Source organism: Ensifer sp. BR816 (assembly GCF_000378985.1).
In the GTDB taxonomy this organism is placed as follows: Bacteria; Pseudomonadota; Alphaproteobacteria; order Rhizobiales; family Rhizobiaceae; genus Sinorhizobium.
Genome location: NZ_KB905370.1, coordinates 3,685,583 through 3,700,143 on the forward strand (window position 1 = coordinate 3,685,583; position 14,561 = coordinate 3,700,143).

Sequence of the window (14,561 nt, forward strand, 5' to 3'; positions counted from 1 at the left end):
TTAAGCCCGCCAGGACGGGTCGCGGCGCTCGAAGAAGGCGGAAACCCCTTCCCGCGCCTCGTCCGTCTCCCAGGTGTCGGCGAGTTGCTCGATTGTCGCGGCGATGACGGCATCGGTAATCGCGCTCCCGAGCGACCGTGCAAGCCGCTTGGCGCGACCGACCGCTCCCGGCGCCGCCGCCAGATAGCACGCGGCTTCCGATTCGACCGTGGCATCCAGGGTCGCGACGTCGACAACCGTCGACACGAGCCCGGCAGTCTTCGCCTCTTCGGCCCCGAAAATCCGCGCCGACATGAACAGCGGCCGCGCCCTTGCCTCGCCGATCCGGGCGACGACATAGGGGCTGATCGTCGCCGGGATCAGCCCGAGGCGAGTTTCCGTCAGTCCGAATTTCGCACCGTGTTCCGCGATGACGGCATCGCACACGCTGATCAGCCCGACGCCGCCGCCGAAGGCGTTGCCGTGGACACGCGCGACCAGCGGTTTCGCCATCTCGTTCAGCGCCTTGAACATCATCGCCAGCCGCGTCGCCTCGGCGATCCGCGTCGGCCGGTCCGCGGAAAACTGCTGCCGCATCCACTCCAGGTCACCGCCCGCGCAGAAGCTCTTTCCTTCTGCCTCGAGAACGACCGCACGCACGGTCGCATCGGCGCCGAGTCGGCCCGCCACATCCGTGAGTTCGCCGATCATCAGGGCGGAGAGAGCGTTGTGCTTTTCCGGGCGGGCGAGCGTCAGCCGAACAATACCTCGTTCGTCGCTCGCATAACGGATCGTCGCGTAGGTCATGCGGTACTCCTCAAGGACCGTGCGAAGGCGGCGGCTCGTTCGAGCCTGGCCGCATCCAGTCCTGTCGAAAAGCCTCGCTCCTGCAGAAAAGCGTTCACAGCGACCGTATCGACATTGCCGGCTGCGCCCGGCGCATAGGGGCATCCGCCAAGCCCGCCAGCCGACGCGTCGAATACTCTGAGCCCCCGCTCTAGGGAGACGGCTATATTCTCGAGTGCGCGACCGGACGTATCGTGGAAATGGCCCGCGAGCTTCGATGCGGCAATCTCACCAAGCACCGCGTCCAGCATGGCGTCGACGGCTTCCGGCGCACCTCGCCCGATGGTGTCACCCAGGCTGATCTCATAGCAGCCGAGTTCGGAAAGCAGCCGTGCCACGCGGGCGGCATCCTGCGGCGCGATAGTCCCCTCATAGGGGCATTCGACGACGCAGCTCACATAGCCGCGCAGCGGAATGCGGTGATGGTGGCTTGCCTCCGCCACCGGCCGGAACCGCTCGATGCTTTCGGCGATCGAGCAGTTGATGTTCTTCCGGGAGAAGCTCTCGGAGGCGGAAGCGAAGATCGCCACCTCGTCGGCGCCACAGCCAAGGGCCGCCTCGAAGCCCTGCATGTTCGGCGCCAGCGCCGCATAGCGCGTGCCCTGGCGCCGCACGATCCCGGCCATCACCGCCGGCGCATCGGCCATCTGCGGCACCCAGCGCGGGCTGACGAAGCTCGTCACCTCGATCCGCTCGTAGCCGCAATCGGACAGCAGGTCGACAAGCTTGATCTTGTCGCCGGTATCGACGAGCCTCGCCTCGTTCTGAAGACCATCCCGCGGCGCCATCTCGACGATCGTCACATGCTCGCCTGCGAGCGACGTCATTCGGCCTTACCCCTTTTCAACGTGCCATTGATTGCCGCAAGCTGTCGTGGCGCAGGTGAGATGGGTATGGCTGTCATTCGGCTGTCCTCGATGGCTCCGGCGGCTGCGCCGCCTGTCTCACCGCCTTGGTTCGACCGCTGATTGCTCGATGCCCGCGATGGCTAAGTAAGGCGATGTCGGCGATCCCGGGCCTGCGCCGGCTCCCAACGATGCGAGGCACCCGATGGAGGTATTTGTTGGAATAGACGTCGCAAAAGAGACCCACTGGGTCTGTGCGCTCGATCATGCGGCCCGCGTTCTTCTCAACCGTGCCGTCGACAACGAACAGGCCGATATCGACGCCCTTGTCAGGGAACTGGTGGCCCTTGGCGACGACGTCGTGATCGGGCTCGACATCACCGGATCGCTGGCCCGCTTCCTCGAAGCGGTCCTGCTGGCCGAGGGCCTGCGTCTCGTCCACGTACCGGGCATCGCCGTCAACCGGGCCGGACACGGCTTTGCCGGCGGCGAGCGCAAGTCGGACCCACGCGATGCCCACACCATCGCCGATCTCGTCCGCACCCGGTCGCTGCGTCCGATCCTGCCCCACGACGAGACCGTCATCGCGCTTCGGCTGAAGGTCACGCGCCGACGCGAGATCACCGATGACCAGACACGCCGTATCTCCCGATTGCGCCAGCTCCTCGGCGCCATTCATCCCGGCCTGGAACGGCGCCTCGACCTGACCGGCAAGGGACCGCTCGTGCTCATCAGCCGCTATGTCACGCCGGGCGAGATCCGCTCTGCAGGCCACAAGAGGATCGTGGCCTACCTCAGGAAGACGCCGCATCTGCATGCGGCCGAAGCGCTTGCCCGGACCGCGCTCGAAGCCGCCCAGGGCCAGCGAACCGTCGTGCCGGGGGAGGCCGTCTTCGCCGACATGATCCGTGAGATCGCAGCCGAAGCGCTCGAGGCCCGCCAGATCCTTGCCCGCCTCGACAGGGATATCGAGGCTCTTCTCGACGACCACCCTGATGGCGCCCTCATCCGTTCCCTGCCGGGGATGGGGGCGGTATTGACGGCGGAACTCATCGCCAACATCGGCACCATCGACAGGTTCCCCTCCGCCGACGCGCTGGCCAGCGCCGCCGGTCTGGCGCCTGTCATCCGACAATCCGGAATGTCCAGGAACTGGCGACGTGCCCATGGCGGCGACAAGGCCCTCAAACGCGTCTTCTTCCAGAGCGCCTTCTGCGCCGTCTCCACAAGGGACCCACTGTCCAAGGCCTTCTATGACCGAAAGCGAAAAGAGGGAAAACACCACACCCAGGCCATCATCGCCCTGGCCAGACGGCGCATAACCGTCCTCTGGACCATGATCCGATCCAGACAGGCATTCGATCCCAACCGAAAAGCGGCTTGACTTTTCCATTACTCAGCAGCCTCCTCATCAAGCTTGACGAGCACGGTGCCTTCACTGACCTGGGCACCCTCGGCCACATGCACGCTCGCGACCTTGCCCTCCCGCGTCGCCGAAAGTGTCAGCTCCATTTTCATTGCTTCCATGACGACGAGCGGCTGGCCCTTGGCGACCGCCTCACCGGCGCCGACGCGCACGAGCTTGATGAGGCCCGGCATCGGCGCGATGAGCTCGTCATCGGCAATCTCGCCACCGTGCCCGCCCGACAGCGAATCCGGCAGGTGGAAGACGAGGCTGCGGCCGCCGAGGAACAAGGTCAGTGTCTCGCCGTCGCGGATGAAGCGGAGCACCCGCTTCTGACCGGCGACCTCCAGCCGGGCGCCATCCTCGAACCGCTCGAGCACCAGGACCGGCAGCGTGCTGGAGCCGGCATGCACCGCGAACTGGTCGCGGCCGCGCGCCTTCAAGGTCGCCTCCGAGCGGCCGCCCTCATGCTCGAGCGTGATCGTCCGTTGCGCGTCGCCCCAGATCTGCCAATAGCCGAGCGACGACCACGGATCGCCCGTCACCGCCGGTGCGAGCACGCCGGTCGCGGCGATTGCCGCCAGTGCGAGCGCTTCGTCATCCGGCGCGACCGGCGCCGTCAGACGCTCGATTTCCCGGTCGATAAGCCCCGTATCCGGCATGCCCGAGCGGAAATCGTGCTCTTCCGTCAGGCGAATGAGGAAGTCGAGATTGGTGACGGTGCCGCCGATCCGGCATGCCTTCAGCGCCTTCTGCAACTGCCCAAGGGCCGCCGACCGGTTCGGGCCATGGACGATCAGCTTGGCGATCAGGGGATCGTAGTAGGGCGTTACCATGTCGCCCTGGCGCACCCCGGAATCAATCCGCACGTTCCCGTCGGGGAAGCTCAGGTGCTTCAACCGGCCGATTGCGGGCAGGAATCCCTTGGCCGGATCTTCCGCATAGATCCGCGCCTCGAACGCCCAGCCGTCGATCGTGATGTCGGACTGCCTCTTCGGCAGCGGCTCCCCGGCGGCGACGCGCAACTGCCACTCGACGAGGTCGAAGCCGGTGATCGCCTCGGTCACCGGGTGCTCCACCTGCAGCCTGGTATTCATCTCCATGAAAAAGAACTGATCCCGCCAGAGCCCGTTCGTAACATCGGCGATGAACTCGACCGTCCCGGCGCCAACATAGCCGATCGCTTGCGCCGCCTTCACCGCCGCCTCGCCCATGGCGCGGCGTACCTCGGCGGTCATACCCGGGGCCGGCGCCTCCTCGATCACCTTCTGGTGTCGGCGCTGCAGCGAGCAGTCGCGCTCGAAAAGATGAACGATATTGCCGTGCCGGTCGCCGAAAACCTGGACCTCGATATGGCGCGGCCTGGTCAGATACTTCTCGATCAGCACCGAGCCGTCGCCGAAGGCGGCCTCTGCCTCTCGCCGGGCAGCCTCGAGCGCCGAGCCGAAATCCTCCGGCCGGTCGACGCGCCGCATGCCCTTTCCGCCGCCGCCGGCGCGAGCCTTGATCAATACCGGATAGCCTATCTCGTCCGCCTGCCTGGCAAGGAAGCCCGCCTCCTGTTCGTCGCCGTGGTAACCGGGCACGACCGGAACGCCTGCATGCTCCATCAGGGCCTTGGCAGCGTCCTTCAAGCCCATGGCGCGGATTGCGCTCGCCGGAGGCCCGACGAAAACCATGCCTGCCGCCTCGACGGCCGCCGCGAATTCGGCATTCTCCGAGAGGAAGCCGTAGCCGGGATGGATGGCTTCCGCGCCGACGCTTCTTGCCGCCTCGATGATCCTCTCGATCGACAGATAGCTTTCGGAGGCCGGCGCCGGCCCGATCCTCACCGCCTCATCGGCAAGCGCCACATGTAGCGCGTCGTCGTCAACGTCGGAGTAGACGGCGACGGTGCGGATGCCGAGCCGGCGGGCGGTGCCGATGACGCGACAGGCGATTTCACCACGATTGGCGATCAGGAGTTTCGAAAACATACGCCTCTCTTCCGCTTTTACTGCGCCGCCACCACTTCGACTTCGAGGAGCCAGGCAGAATCGAAGATGCCTGCAATCACCACCGTCATCGCCGGCGCCAGCGCCCCCAGATAGTCGTTTCGGATCTCGCGGTTCGCGACGAGATTATGCCTGTCGGCAAGATAGGTCGTGACCTTGACGATGTCGGTCTTGGACATGCCGGCGGCTTTCAGCTGTGCATCGACATTATGCCAGACCTGGCGGGCCTGCGCCTCGAAGCCCTCCGGCACGACATCGTCGGACTTCATCGGGATCTGGCCGCTGACGAAGAGCAGGCGCCGGAAACTCTCGATACTGACGGCCTGCGAATAGCCGCCGCGCGGCTGCGGCGCGCTCATGGCGTTGATATTGTCGCGTTTCACCTTGAGCCCTCCCCTACATTCTGAACAAGCCGAAACGCGTCTCCTCGACCGGCGCATTCAGCGCCGCCGACAGCGACAGCGCCAGCACCTCCCGGCTCTTGCGCGGATCGACGACGCCATCGTCCCACAGACGCGCCGACGCATAGAGCGGATGGCTCTGGCGCTCGAAGAGATCGAGAACCGGCTGGCGGAAGCGCGACTCCTCCTCTTCGTTCCAGGGCGTCCCAGCGCGCCTCAGCGCCTCGCCGCGCACGGTCGAGAGAACCCCCGCCGCCTGTTCGCCGCCCATCACCGAGATGCGGCTGTTCGGCCAGGTCCAGAGGAAGCGCGGCGAGAACGCCCGGCCGCACATGCCGTAATTGCCGGCCCCGAAGGAGCCGCCGACCAGCATGGTGATCTTCGGAACCTGAACGGTCGCAACCGCCGTCACCAGCTTGGCGCCGTGCTTGGCGATGCCTTCGGTCTCGTATTTGCGCCCGACCATGAAGCCGGTGATGTTCTGCAGGAAGACGAGGGGGATCCTGCGCTGGGCGCACAGCTCGACGAAATGGGCGCCTTTCAGCGCCGACTCCGAAAACAGCACGCCGTTGTTGGCGACGATGCCGACGGGGATGCCGTGGATGTGGGCGAAGCCGCAGACGAGCGTCGTGCCGAAGCGCGCCTTGAACTCGTCGAACCGCGAGCCGTCGACGACACGGGCGATCACCTCGCGAATTTCATAGGGCGTTTTCAGGTCGCCGGGCACGATGCCGGCGATCTCGTCGGGATCGTAGAGCGGCGGCTCTGGTTCGCGAAGCTCGACAGAATGCGGCTTTTCGCGGTTGAGCCCCGCGACGGCGCGGCGGGCAAGCGCCAGCGCATGCGCATCGTCGCGCGCCAGGTGATCGGCAACGCCGGAGAGCCGGGTGTGCACGTCAGCGCCGCCGAGGTCCTCGGCCGAGACCACCTCTCCGGTCGCCGCGCGCACCAGCGGCGGCCCCGCGAGGAAGATCGTGCCCTGCTTTTCGATGATGATCGTCTCGTCGGACATGGCCGGCACATAGGCGCCGCCGGCCGTGCAGGAGCCCATGACCACCGCGATCTGCGGGATCCCGGCGGCCGACATATTGGCCTGGTTGTAGAAGATGCGGCCGAAGTGATCGCGATCCGGAAAGACCTCGTCCTGGTTCGGCAGGTTCGCGCCGCCAGAATCGACCAGATAGACGCAGGGAAGCCGGTTCTCGGCGGCGATCTCCTGGGCCCTGAGATGCTTCTTCACAGTGATCGGATAATAGGTGCCGCCTTTGACGGTCGGGTCGTTGCAGACGACCATGCATTCGCGGCCGGAAATCCGCCCGATGCCGGCAATCAGCCCGGCGCTCGGCGCGTCGCCGTTATACATTCCATGCGCCGCCGTGGCGGCAATCTCGAGAAAGGGCGTGCCGGGATCGATCAGGGCCGCGACCCGGTCGCGCGGCAGGAGCTTGCCGCGGCTGACATGGCGCTCGCGCGCGGTTTCTCCACCACCGCCCGCCGCCAGCCGCACCGCTTCCTCTATCGTCGAGATCGCCTCCGCCATGGCGGCACGGTTTGCCTTGAACACATCCGAGGATGGCGAGATGTGCGATCGCAGTATTGTCATTGTCCCCCCAGCCCTGGCCTTCCTCAGTCGAGCGGTCCCCTCGGTCTACAGCGTCCTTTGTGCGCCTGAAGGACGCACGGCGCTGTAGTGGCTATTTCGTCTCGGCAAACAGTTCGCGGCCGATCAGCATGCGGCGGATTTCGCTCGTGCCGGCGCCGATCTCGTAGAGCTTGGCGTCGCGCAGCAGCCGGCCGGCCGGATAGTCGTTGGTATAGCCGTTGCCGCCGAGCGCCTGGATCGCCTCGAGGGCCATCGCGGTTGCCTTCTCCGCGGCATAGAGAATGCAGCCGGCAGCGTCCTTGCGGGCCGTCTCGCCGCGATCGCAGGCGGATGCCACCGCATAGACGTAGGCGCGCGCCGCATTCATCGTCACATACATGTCGGCAAGCTTCCCCTGCATCAACTGGAATTCGCCGATCGGCTGGCCAAATTGCTTTCGCTCATGGAGATAGGGGACAACCACATCGAGGCAAGCCGCCATGATGCCGAGCGGACCGGCGGAAAGCACGACCCGCTCGTAGTCGAGGCCCGACATCAGCACCTTCACACCCTCGCCGACCTTGCCGAGCACGTTGTCTTCCGGCACCTCGCAGTCCTCGAATACGAGTTCGCAGGTGTTCGAGCCGCGCATGCCGAGCTTGTCGAGCTTCTGGCCGGTCGAGAAGCCGGGAAAGGTCTTTTCGACGAGGAAGGCGGTGATGCCACGCGGCCCGGCCGCCGGATCGGTCTTGGCATAGACGACCAGCACGTCGGCATCGGGGCCATTGGTGATCCACATCTTGCTGCCGTTCAAGACATACCGGTTGCCGCGCTTTTCGGCCCGGAGCTTCATCGAGACCACATCCGAACCTGAACCCGGCTCCGACATCGCAAGCGCCCCGACATGCTCGCCCGATATCAGCTTCGGCAGGTACTTCGCCTTCTGCGCGGCGTTACCGTTGCGGTTGATCTGGTTGACGCAGAGGTTGGAATGGGCGCCGTAGCTCAAGCCGACCGATGCCGAGGCCCGGCTGATCTCTTCCATCGCCACGCAATGGGCGAGATAGCCGAGGCCGGCGCCGCCATGGGCCTCGTCGGCGGTGATGCCGAGCAGGCCGAGTTCGCCCATCTCCCGCCAGAGCGGGGCCGGGAAGGCGTTGCTGCGATCCGTTTCGTCCGCCAGCGGCGCGATCCGCTCCGAGGCGAACCGGCGCACCGTGTCACGCAACGCGTCGATCTCCTCGCCAAGGGCGAAGTTCATTCCAGCTTCAAACATTCCGTTCTCCTCCCGACGCCGCCGACGATCTCCTCATCGTCAGACAGGCGCGCCGGCCCATGTTACCGCTCTGCGGCCCTGTCGCGAACGATAACATCGCTGCCGGCTAATTTCCTTCCAAAGAGCCGGGCGGCCAAGCACGAATTGCAAAGGAAGAAGCCACGCAAGCGGCGCAACGATGCTTTGGTGGCGAAAGGCGTAGGTGCCGAGATAGTACCGGCTGCTCGGAGCCTGGACGCCTTGTTCGGCGGAGGCCTATTTTGGTTAGCACAAAGATGCGGAGCAACCCCAATCTCCGGGGACTTGCCTCGAATTTCTCACATTCAACGCTCCTTATACGGAATGCCGAAGCGCACCGACAAAGCTGGCCTCGCCTTCCTCGTGCTTATCTGCATCCTCGTCGCTCTTGTGGTCAGCATTCTCGCGCTCGACCCCGGCGCTCAGGCGCCGCCCAGTCAACCGACGCTGGTTCCGTAAGGCATGCCCGCCGATCGACCGTGGCGGTCCAGCCGAGCCGGCCCGCCCTGAAAGGTTCTCATCAGATCAGCCCATATTGCCTGGCCTTGTTGCGCAGGAAGGGAAGGCCGTTGCCCATCACTTCCTCCTCGTCCTTGGCGACCGGACGCCAGACGGCGAGGCCGTAGGCCACTTCCGGCGGCATGTTGATGAAGCTCTCCATGGCGAGGCCGCCCGTGAAGCCGATCGCCGCGAGGGTCGAGAAGATCTCGTCCCAGCCGCAGGTGCCGTAACCCGGGGTGCCGCGGTCGCTTTCAGAGAGATGAATGTATTTGAGGTGCTCGCGCGCATCGAGAATGCCCTTGCCGACACCCTTCTCCTCGATGTTCATGTGGTAGGTGTCGAGGTGCACGAAGATGTTGTCGGCGCCGACCCGCTCGATCATCTTCACCGCCTGCCAGCCGGTATTGATCAGGTGGTTCTCATAGCGGTTGACTGCCTCAACGCCGAGCTCGATGCCGCGCGACCTGGCATGCTTGGCGGCGGCCTCGAGCACCCGGGCAATGTTGTCGTATTCCTCCAAGGTCGGCGGTACGCCGGTGCGCTCGCCGATACCGCCATAGATGACGCCGGACAGCGCCTCGCCGCCGAGATCGGCGGTCTTGTCGATCGCCACCTTCAGATGCTCGATCGCCGCATCCGGCCTAACCGAGGCCCAGGCGCGCTCAGGCAGGCCGAGCGAGCAGAGTGCGCGCAGCCGGTTTTTGTCAAGCAGCGCACGGGTGTGCTCCGTATCGACGGCCGGCGGGTTCAACATCGGGATCTCGATGAAATCGACCTCGTACTTGATGGCGGCCGCCACCGCCCGCTCCGCGCCCGGACGGTCCCAGTTCATGGTCCACATGCTCGTATGGACGCCAAATCCCTGCATGGTCATGATCCTCTTCTGATGATTGAAATCTTGATTTTCGAAGCGACCCAGCGAAGGATCATCACGCCGACGAGCAGGATGCCCCAGACGGCGGTCGCGAGATGCTGGTTCGCCCCTATGAGATTGAGGCCTGACGACAGAAGCTGCAGCACGACGAGCGCCACGAAGACGGGGATCACCCGGCCGAAGCCGCCGAACGGATTGACGCCGCCGAGGAAGCAGGCAAGCACGGTGATCAGCAGGTAGGACTCGCCGTGACCGATGCGCACCGAATTGAATCGCGCCAGCATGATGATGCCGGCAATGGCGCACATTACGCCGGAGAGCGTATAGACGAGGACGATCGCCTTGCGCGTGTTGATGCCGGAGTAGCGCGTCGCCTCGAGATTTGAGCCGATCATATAGGTGTTGAAGCCGAGCTTGGTGCGCCCGAGCAGCACGTGCCAGCCGAGGACGCAGACGATGAACACGATCAGCGGCACGGGAATGCCGGCGACCGAGCCATGGCCGATCGGCCCCACGAAGGCGGGGAAACCGGAAATATCGCCGCCACGCGTCAGGAACTCGCCGAGGCCGCGCAGAAAAATCATCATCGAGAGCGACACGAGGATCGGATGGGCGCGGGTAAAGGCGATCACCAGCCCCATCACGACGCCGCTCGCCGCGCCGACCAAGAGCGCCATGAGGCAGCCGACGATGAAGATGCCAACGCCGGCATCGACCCCGCCATTCTCCCTGAGGACCCAGGCAAGCGTCAGCCCGGCGATATTCGCGGTGAAAGTGATAGCCAGATTGAGGCCGCCGGTCAGGATCGGCAGCAGCATCGCAAGCGTCAGGAGACCCAGTTCCGGAAGCTGGAAGGCGACGGAGCCGAAGGTCGCCGCACTCAGGAACTGCGGCGAGGCAAGTCCGAAGACAAGGACGACGGCGACGAAGGCGAGGCCGGGTCCGGCCATCTCCGGCCCGAGGGCCGTTTTCACGCGCTCGAGGATAGTGGTCATCGGCCCGCCCCCTTCTGTCCGACGAAGGAGAGCAAACGCTCGACCCGCGTATTGGAAAGCGTGATGGCGAGCAGGATGATGGCGCCGACGATCATCTTGAAGGCAAAGGGCGAGACTCCCATCAGGTTGAGGCCGTTCTGGGTGATCGAGATCAGGAGAACGCCGAGAACGCAGCCGAGCACCGAACCCTTGCCGCCGCCCAGCCGGGCGCCGCCGAGCACCACCGCGGCAAGCACGTCGAGTTCGCGGCCATAAAGCGCGTTCGGCACCACTTCCTGGGCATAATGCGCCTGGATCAGCCCGCCGATACCGGCCATCAGGCCGAGCCAGCCGAAGGCGATGAACTGCATCGCGCCGATATTGATACCGAAGCGGCGCGCCCCTTCCGGATTGTCGCCGAAGGCATAGAGCTGGCGGCCGACAGTGGTGCGGGTGATCAGCGTCCAGGTGGCGACAACACAGATGATCATGACGAGAACCGGCAGCGTGATTTCGATCCAGGTCCCGTCCGGCATTTCATGCTCGAAGAGGATGACCCGGTCGGTCAGCCAGTCGGGCAGGTCGTAGATCGACACGCCCCTGGTGAAGAACATCAGCAGCCCGAAATAGATGTTGAAGGTGGAGATCGTCGCGACGATCGAGATGATCCGGAAGCGGTGGATCAGGAACGCATTGAGGCAGCCGAGCAGCACGCCGAGCGCCCCCGCGATCAGGAGCCCGGAGACCCAGCCGCCCCCGCCGATCCAGCCGAGCACGATCGCCGTACAATATTGCACGACCGAAGCGGCGACGGCGAAGGAGATGTCGATGCCGCCGGCGATCAGAACCACCAGCAGGCCGACGGCGAAAATGATGTTGACGGCGCTGATGTTCAAAAGGTCGAAGGCGTTGCCGAGCGAAAAGAAGTTCGCCGTGGCGAAGGAAAGCACGGTGCTGATGACGACGATCACCGCCAGCAGCGAGAATTCGGTCGCGTGAGTACGGATCAGGCTACGCATAGACGGCCGCCTCGACGTCTTCGAGCCGCGTTTGGCGCGGGTCATAGCTGCCGACGATGCGGCCCTGCGCCATGTGCAGGACACGGTCGGCATTGAAATAGACCTCCGGCACCTCGTCGGAGATGAGGATGATCGCAAGGCCGGTCTCGGCGAGCTTGGCGACGATGTCAAAAATGCCGGCGCGCGCGCCGACATCGACGCCAACCGTAGGGCAGTCGAGAATGAGGATCTTCGGATCGGTGGCGAGCCATTTGGCGATCGCGACGCGCTGCTGGTTGCCACCCGAAAGCGTGGAGATCGCATCGGCCTGGCGACCAATCCTGACCCCGAGATCGGCGATCCAGCGGGAGACGAGGCCGCGCTTGCGATCGTCGGAGAGCAGTCCCCCGGAAAGGATCTTGCGGAGCGAGGCGATCACCAGATTGTCGGCAATCGACTGCGGCTGGACGAGTCCCAGCGACAGCCGGTCCTCCGAGAGATAGGCAACACCCGCCTTGATCGCATCGCGGTTGGAGGTGAAGCGGACCTCCTTGCCCTCGATGCTGATCCTGCCCGAAGCGGGCCTCAGCATGCCGAAAAGAGCGAGCGCCAGTTCGGTCCGACCTGCTCCCAGCAAACCGGTAATGCCTATCGTTTCGCCGCGCCGGACGGTAAGCGAAATATCTTCGAACTGTCCCGGCCGCGTCAGCCCCCGAACCTCGAGCACCACCGGCTGATCGTCATTCGGGCGTGCGCGGACGTGCTGGTCGAAGGTCTTGCCGGTCATCAGTTCGGTGATGCGCGACTGCGTCATGCCGGCGGCGGGATAGACCCCGACCAACGCGCCGTCGCGCAGGACGGTGATGCGGCTCGAAATCTCCAGAACCTCGGCCAGCCGGTGACTGACGAAGACGACGGCAACGCCGGAGGCTGAGAGATTGCGGACGATATCGAGGAGGTGGTCGGTCTCCGACTGCGTCAGCGATGCGGTCGGCTCGTCCATGAAGACGATCTTCGCCTCGCCGATGAGTGCCCGGGCGATCGCCACGATCTGGCGCTGGGCAATCGCGTATTCCTTGAGCGGCAGGTCGACGTCGAGCGTAATACCGAGACGGGCCAAGGCCTCGATCGCGATCCGGCGCATGCGTCCGTAGTCGACGAGACGCGGCCGGCGGCCCACGATCTCGCTGAACGCGATGTTTTCCGCGACGCTCATTTCCGGAAACAGCGCCAGGTCCTGCCAGATCACCTGGATGCCGCGGTCCTGGGCGGTGACCGGCGACATATGCGAATAGGTCTCACCGTCATATTCGATGACGGCGCCGTCGGCGGGGCGATAGACGCCGGTGATCACCTTGATGAGTGTGCTCTTGCCGCAACCGTTCTCGCCTGCCAGACAATGCACCTCGCCGGGGCTGACCTCGAAGCTCACATTCTTCAGCGCCTTGACGCCGCCGAAGGTCATGTTGATGTTGCGAAGGGACAGAAGCGGCTTTTCGCTGACCGTCGCGCTCGTAGCCTGATGCATGGATCCTGCGCCTGTCGAACTTCGTTTCTGAAGACTTGCCAGGCCGGCCGGAGCCGGCCCAGCAGCCGGGAGAACCCGATTGCATTCCTCCTTAAATCGACCCTGACTTAAGGATAAAGACATGCAGCAATTCAAAGTGCTACAGCGACCTTTGCGCATCGCGCGGCGCTGTAGGACGGGATGCACGGCGCGGCATCCCGTCTGGAAACACTATCAGAGGCCCATCGCGGCGAGATCTGCGACGGTGTCCTTGTTGATCGGCACGAGCTGGTCGACGATGATGTTGCGGTTCTGGAAGTCCGGATGGACCACGCCGAGGCCTTCGATCTCATCGCCGTCCTTCACCTCCTCGCCCTTGAGGAGCTTGTCGGCCATGGTTACAAAGACTTCGCCGGCCTGCTTAGGATTCCACATGAAGCCGCCGGAGATCGCGTCGGACTTCACCAGCTTCTGGCCCTGCCCGGGCGAAAACGGCCCGAGAACGAAGATCTCGCCCACCTTACGCCGTTCTTCGATGGCGCGGCCGGCGCCGATCGGGCCCTGGCTGCCGAAGGCCAGGAAACCTTTGAGGTTCGGATGGGCGGAAATCAGGTCAAGCGCCGTCGAGCGACTCTTGTCGACGTCCTCGGCAACGCCGTATCGTTCTCCGACCAGCGTCATCTCCGGATAGTTCTTCTTGATATAGGCGATCGCCGCATCGGCCCAGGCATTGTGCAGAGGCACGGTGAGCGAACCGACGAAGACCGCATACTCGCCCTTGCCGCCCATTTTCTCGGCCAACAGCTTGCCATGCGCCTCACCGAAGCCTTGGGACGAGGCAAGCTCGAAGTCCCAGTCGGCGCCCTTCTGGCTCGGCGATTCATGGGTGATGACGATGATGCCCTTTTCCTTCGCCTTGGTAAGGACCGGCTCCAGCACCTTGGCATCGTTGGGCACGACGCCGATGACTTTCACGCCCTGGGCGATCAGATCCTCGATGGCGCGGACCTGCAGCGCCGGGTCGGCGCTCGTCGGGCCGACCATGAAGGCGTCGAGGCCTAGCTTCTGGCCGCGCTCCTTGATGCCCATTTCCATGGCGTTGAACCACGGAATGCCGCCGATTTTGACGACCACGCCGACCTTCGGCGCATCCTGCGCCGCGACGGAAAAGGCACCGGCGAGCGAAAGCGATGCCGCGAGCGCGGCAGCAAGAATTCTCTTGATCATGTCTCTCCTCCACAGTTCCCGCAACGGGAACTCTCCCGGGCGCTGGCGCGCCGGCCTCCATTTTCAGTCCTCCTATGACGAGAAGCGAGTTTCCCGCCGCTGACCGCCGCCTCCTCAGACGACCCATGCCGTGC

Annotated in this window: 12 protein-coding genes; 1 reads left to right on the forward strand and 11 read right to left on the reverse strand. The window is 64.7% G+C overall.

Annotation, left to right across the window (positions count from 1 at the left end):
* Both RHIBR816_RS0117705 and RHIBR816_RS0117710 read right to left on the reverse strand, forming a co-directional pair.
* The gene (locus tag RHIBR816_RS0117705) at positions 1-786 is read right to left on the reverse strand and encodes a crotonase/enoyl-CoA hydratase family protein (RefSeq protein ID WP_018237915.1); all 786 of its coding nucleotides are present in this window, start codon (positions 784-786) and stop codon (positions 1-3) included.
* Positions 783-1,652, reverse strand: a complete 870-nt coding sequence (locus RHIBR816_RS0117710; RefSeq protein WP_018237916.1) for a hydroxymethylglutaryl-CoA lyase — start codon at positions 1,650-1,652, stop codon at positions 783-785. Before RHIBR816_RS0117710 ends, RHIBR816_RS0117705 begins: the two co-directional genes overlap by 4 nt.
* 223 nt (positions 1,653-1,875) lie before the next feature.
* Here RHIBR816_RS0117710 and RHIBR816_RS0117715 point away from each other — a divergent pair, with 223 nt between their 5' ends.
* Positions 1,876-3,054 carry an IS110 family transposase gene (locus RHIBR816_RS0117715; protein WP_018237917.1) on the forward strand — a complete coding sequence of 393 codons (1,179 nt, stop codon included), beginning with the start codon at positions 1,876-1,878 and terminating at the stop codon, positions 3,052-3,054.
* An 8-nt stretch (positions 3,055-3,062) separates the two neighbouring features.
* On the opposite strand, the gene RHIBR816_RS0117720 is transcribed toward RHIBR816_RS0117715, so the two are convergent.
* The 9 genes from RHIBR816_RS0117720 to RHIBR816_RS0117765 all read right to left on the reverse strand — a co-directional run bounded on the left by RHIBR816_RS0117720 (position 3,063) and on the right by RHIBR816_RS0117765 (position 14,427).
* On the reverse strand, positions 3,063-5,051 hold the full coding sequence (locus RHIBR816_RS0117720; protein ID WP_018237918.1) for an acetyl/propionyl/methylcrotonyl-CoA carboxylase subunit alpha: 1,989 nt from the start codon (positions 5,049-5,051) through the stop codon (positions 3,063-3,065).
* Between the two features lie 17 nt (positions 5,052-5,068).
* On the reverse strand, positions 5,069-5,452 hold the full coding sequence (locus tag RHIBR816_RS0117725; RefSeq protein WP_018237919.1) for a RidA family protein: 384 nt from the start codon (positions 5,450-5,452) through the stop codon (positions 5,069-5,071).
* A 13-nt stretch (positions 5,453-5,465) separates the two neighbouring features.
* Entirely contained in the window at positions 5,466-7,073 is a 1,608-nt protein-coding gene (locus RHIBR816_RS0117730) for a carboxyl transferase domain-containing protein (RefSeq protein WP_018237920.1), read from the reverse strand.
* A 91-nt stretch (positions 7,074-7,164) separates the two neighbouring features.
* On the reverse strand, positions 7,165-8,328 hold the full coding sequence (locus tag RHIBR816_RS0117735; RefSeq protein ID WP_018237921.1) for an isovaleryl-CoA dehydrogenase: 1,164 nt from the start codon (positions 8,326-8,328) through the stop codon (positions 7,165-7,167).
* A gap of 538 nt (positions 8,329-8,866) precedes the next feature.
* Positions 8,867-9,715: a sugar phosphate isomerase/epimerase gene (locus tag RHIBR816_RS0117745; protein WP_026187128.1), complete on the reverse strand. Its 849-nt coding sequence runs from the start codon at positions 9,713-9,715 to the stop codon at positions 8,867-8,869.
* A gap of 2 nt (positions 9,716-9,717) precedes the next feature.
* The gene (locus RHIBR816_RS0117750) at positions 9,718-10,716 is read right to left on the reverse strand and encodes an ABC transporter permease (RefSeq protein ID WP_018237924.1); all 999 of its coding nucleotides are present in this window, start codon (positions 10,714-10,716) and stop codon (positions 9,718-9,720) included.
* Entirely contained in the window at positions 10,713-11,714 is a 1,002-nt protein-coding gene (locus RHIBR816_RS0117755) for an ABC transporter permease (RefSeq protein WP_018237925.1), read from the reverse strand. The genes RHIBR816_RS0117750 and RHIBR816_RS0117755 overlap by 4 nt, the downstream gene beginning before the upstream one ends.
* Positions 11,707-13,221 (reverse strand): sugar ABC transporter ATP-binding protein, encoded by a 1,515-nt coding sequence (locus tag RHIBR816_RS0117760; RefSeq protein ID WP_018237926.1) that lies wholly within the window; start codon positions 13,219-13,221, stop codon positions 11,707-11,709. Before RHIBR816_RS0117760 ends, RHIBR816_RS0117755 begins: the two co-directional genes overlap by 8 nt.
* A 213-nt stretch (positions 13,222-13,434) precedes the next feature.
* The gene (locus tag RHIBR816_RS0117765; RefSeq protein ID WP_018237927.1) at positions 13,435-14,427 is read right to left on the reverse strand and encodes an autoinducer 2 ABC transporter substrate-binding protein; all 993 of its coding nucleotides are present in this window, start codon (positions 14,425-14,427) and stop codon (positions 13,435-13,437) included.
* Positions 14,428-14,561 lie beyond the last annotated feature (134 nt).

Coding starts and splice junctions, on each gene's coding strand:
- RHIBR816_RS0117705 (WP_018237915.1), bottom strand. CDS start 786: ATGACCTACGCGACGATCCGTTATGCGAGCGACGAACGAGGTATTGTT.
- RHIBR816_RS0117710 (WP_018237916.1), bottom strand. CDS start 1,652: ATGACGTCGCTCGCAGGCGAGCATGTGACGATCGTCGAGATGGCGCCG.
- RHIBR816_RS0117715 (WP_018237917.1), top strand. CDS start 1,876: ATGGAGGTATTTGTTGGAATAGACGTCGCAAAAGAGACCCACTGGGTC.
- RHIBR816_RS0117720 (WP_018237918.1), bottom strand. CDS start 5,051: ATGTTTTCGAAACTCCTGATCGCCAATCGTGGTGAAATCGCCTGTCGC.
- RHIBR816_RS0117730 (WP_018237920.1), bottom strand. CDS start 7,073: ATGACAATACTGCGATCGCACATCTCGCCATCCTCGGATGTGTTCAAG.
- RHIBR816_RS0117735 (WP_018237921.1), bottom strand. CDS start 8,328: ATGTTTGAAGCTGGAATGAACTTCGCCCTTGGCGAGGAGATCGACGCG.
- RHIBR816_RS0117745 (WP_026187128.1), bottom strand. CDS start 9,715: ATGCAGGGATTTGGCGTCCATACGAGCATGTGGACCATGAACTGGGAC.
- RHIBR816_RS0117750 (WP_018237924.1), bottom strand. CDS start 10,716: ATGACCACTATCCTCGAGCGCGTGAAAACGGCCCTCGGGCCGGAGATG.
- RHIBR816_RS0117755 (WP_018237925.1), bottom strand. CDS start 11,714: ATGCGTAGCCTGATCCGTACTCACGCGACCGAATTCTCGCTGCTGGCG.
- RHIBR816_RS0117760 (WP_018237926.1), bottom strand. CDS start 13,221: ATGCATCAGGCTACGAGCGCGACGGTCAGCGAAAAGCCGCTTCTGTCC.
- RHIBR816_RS0117765 (WP_018237927.1), bottom strand. CDS start 14,427: ATGATCAAGAGAATTCTTGCTGCCGCGCTCGCGGCATCGCTTTCGCTC.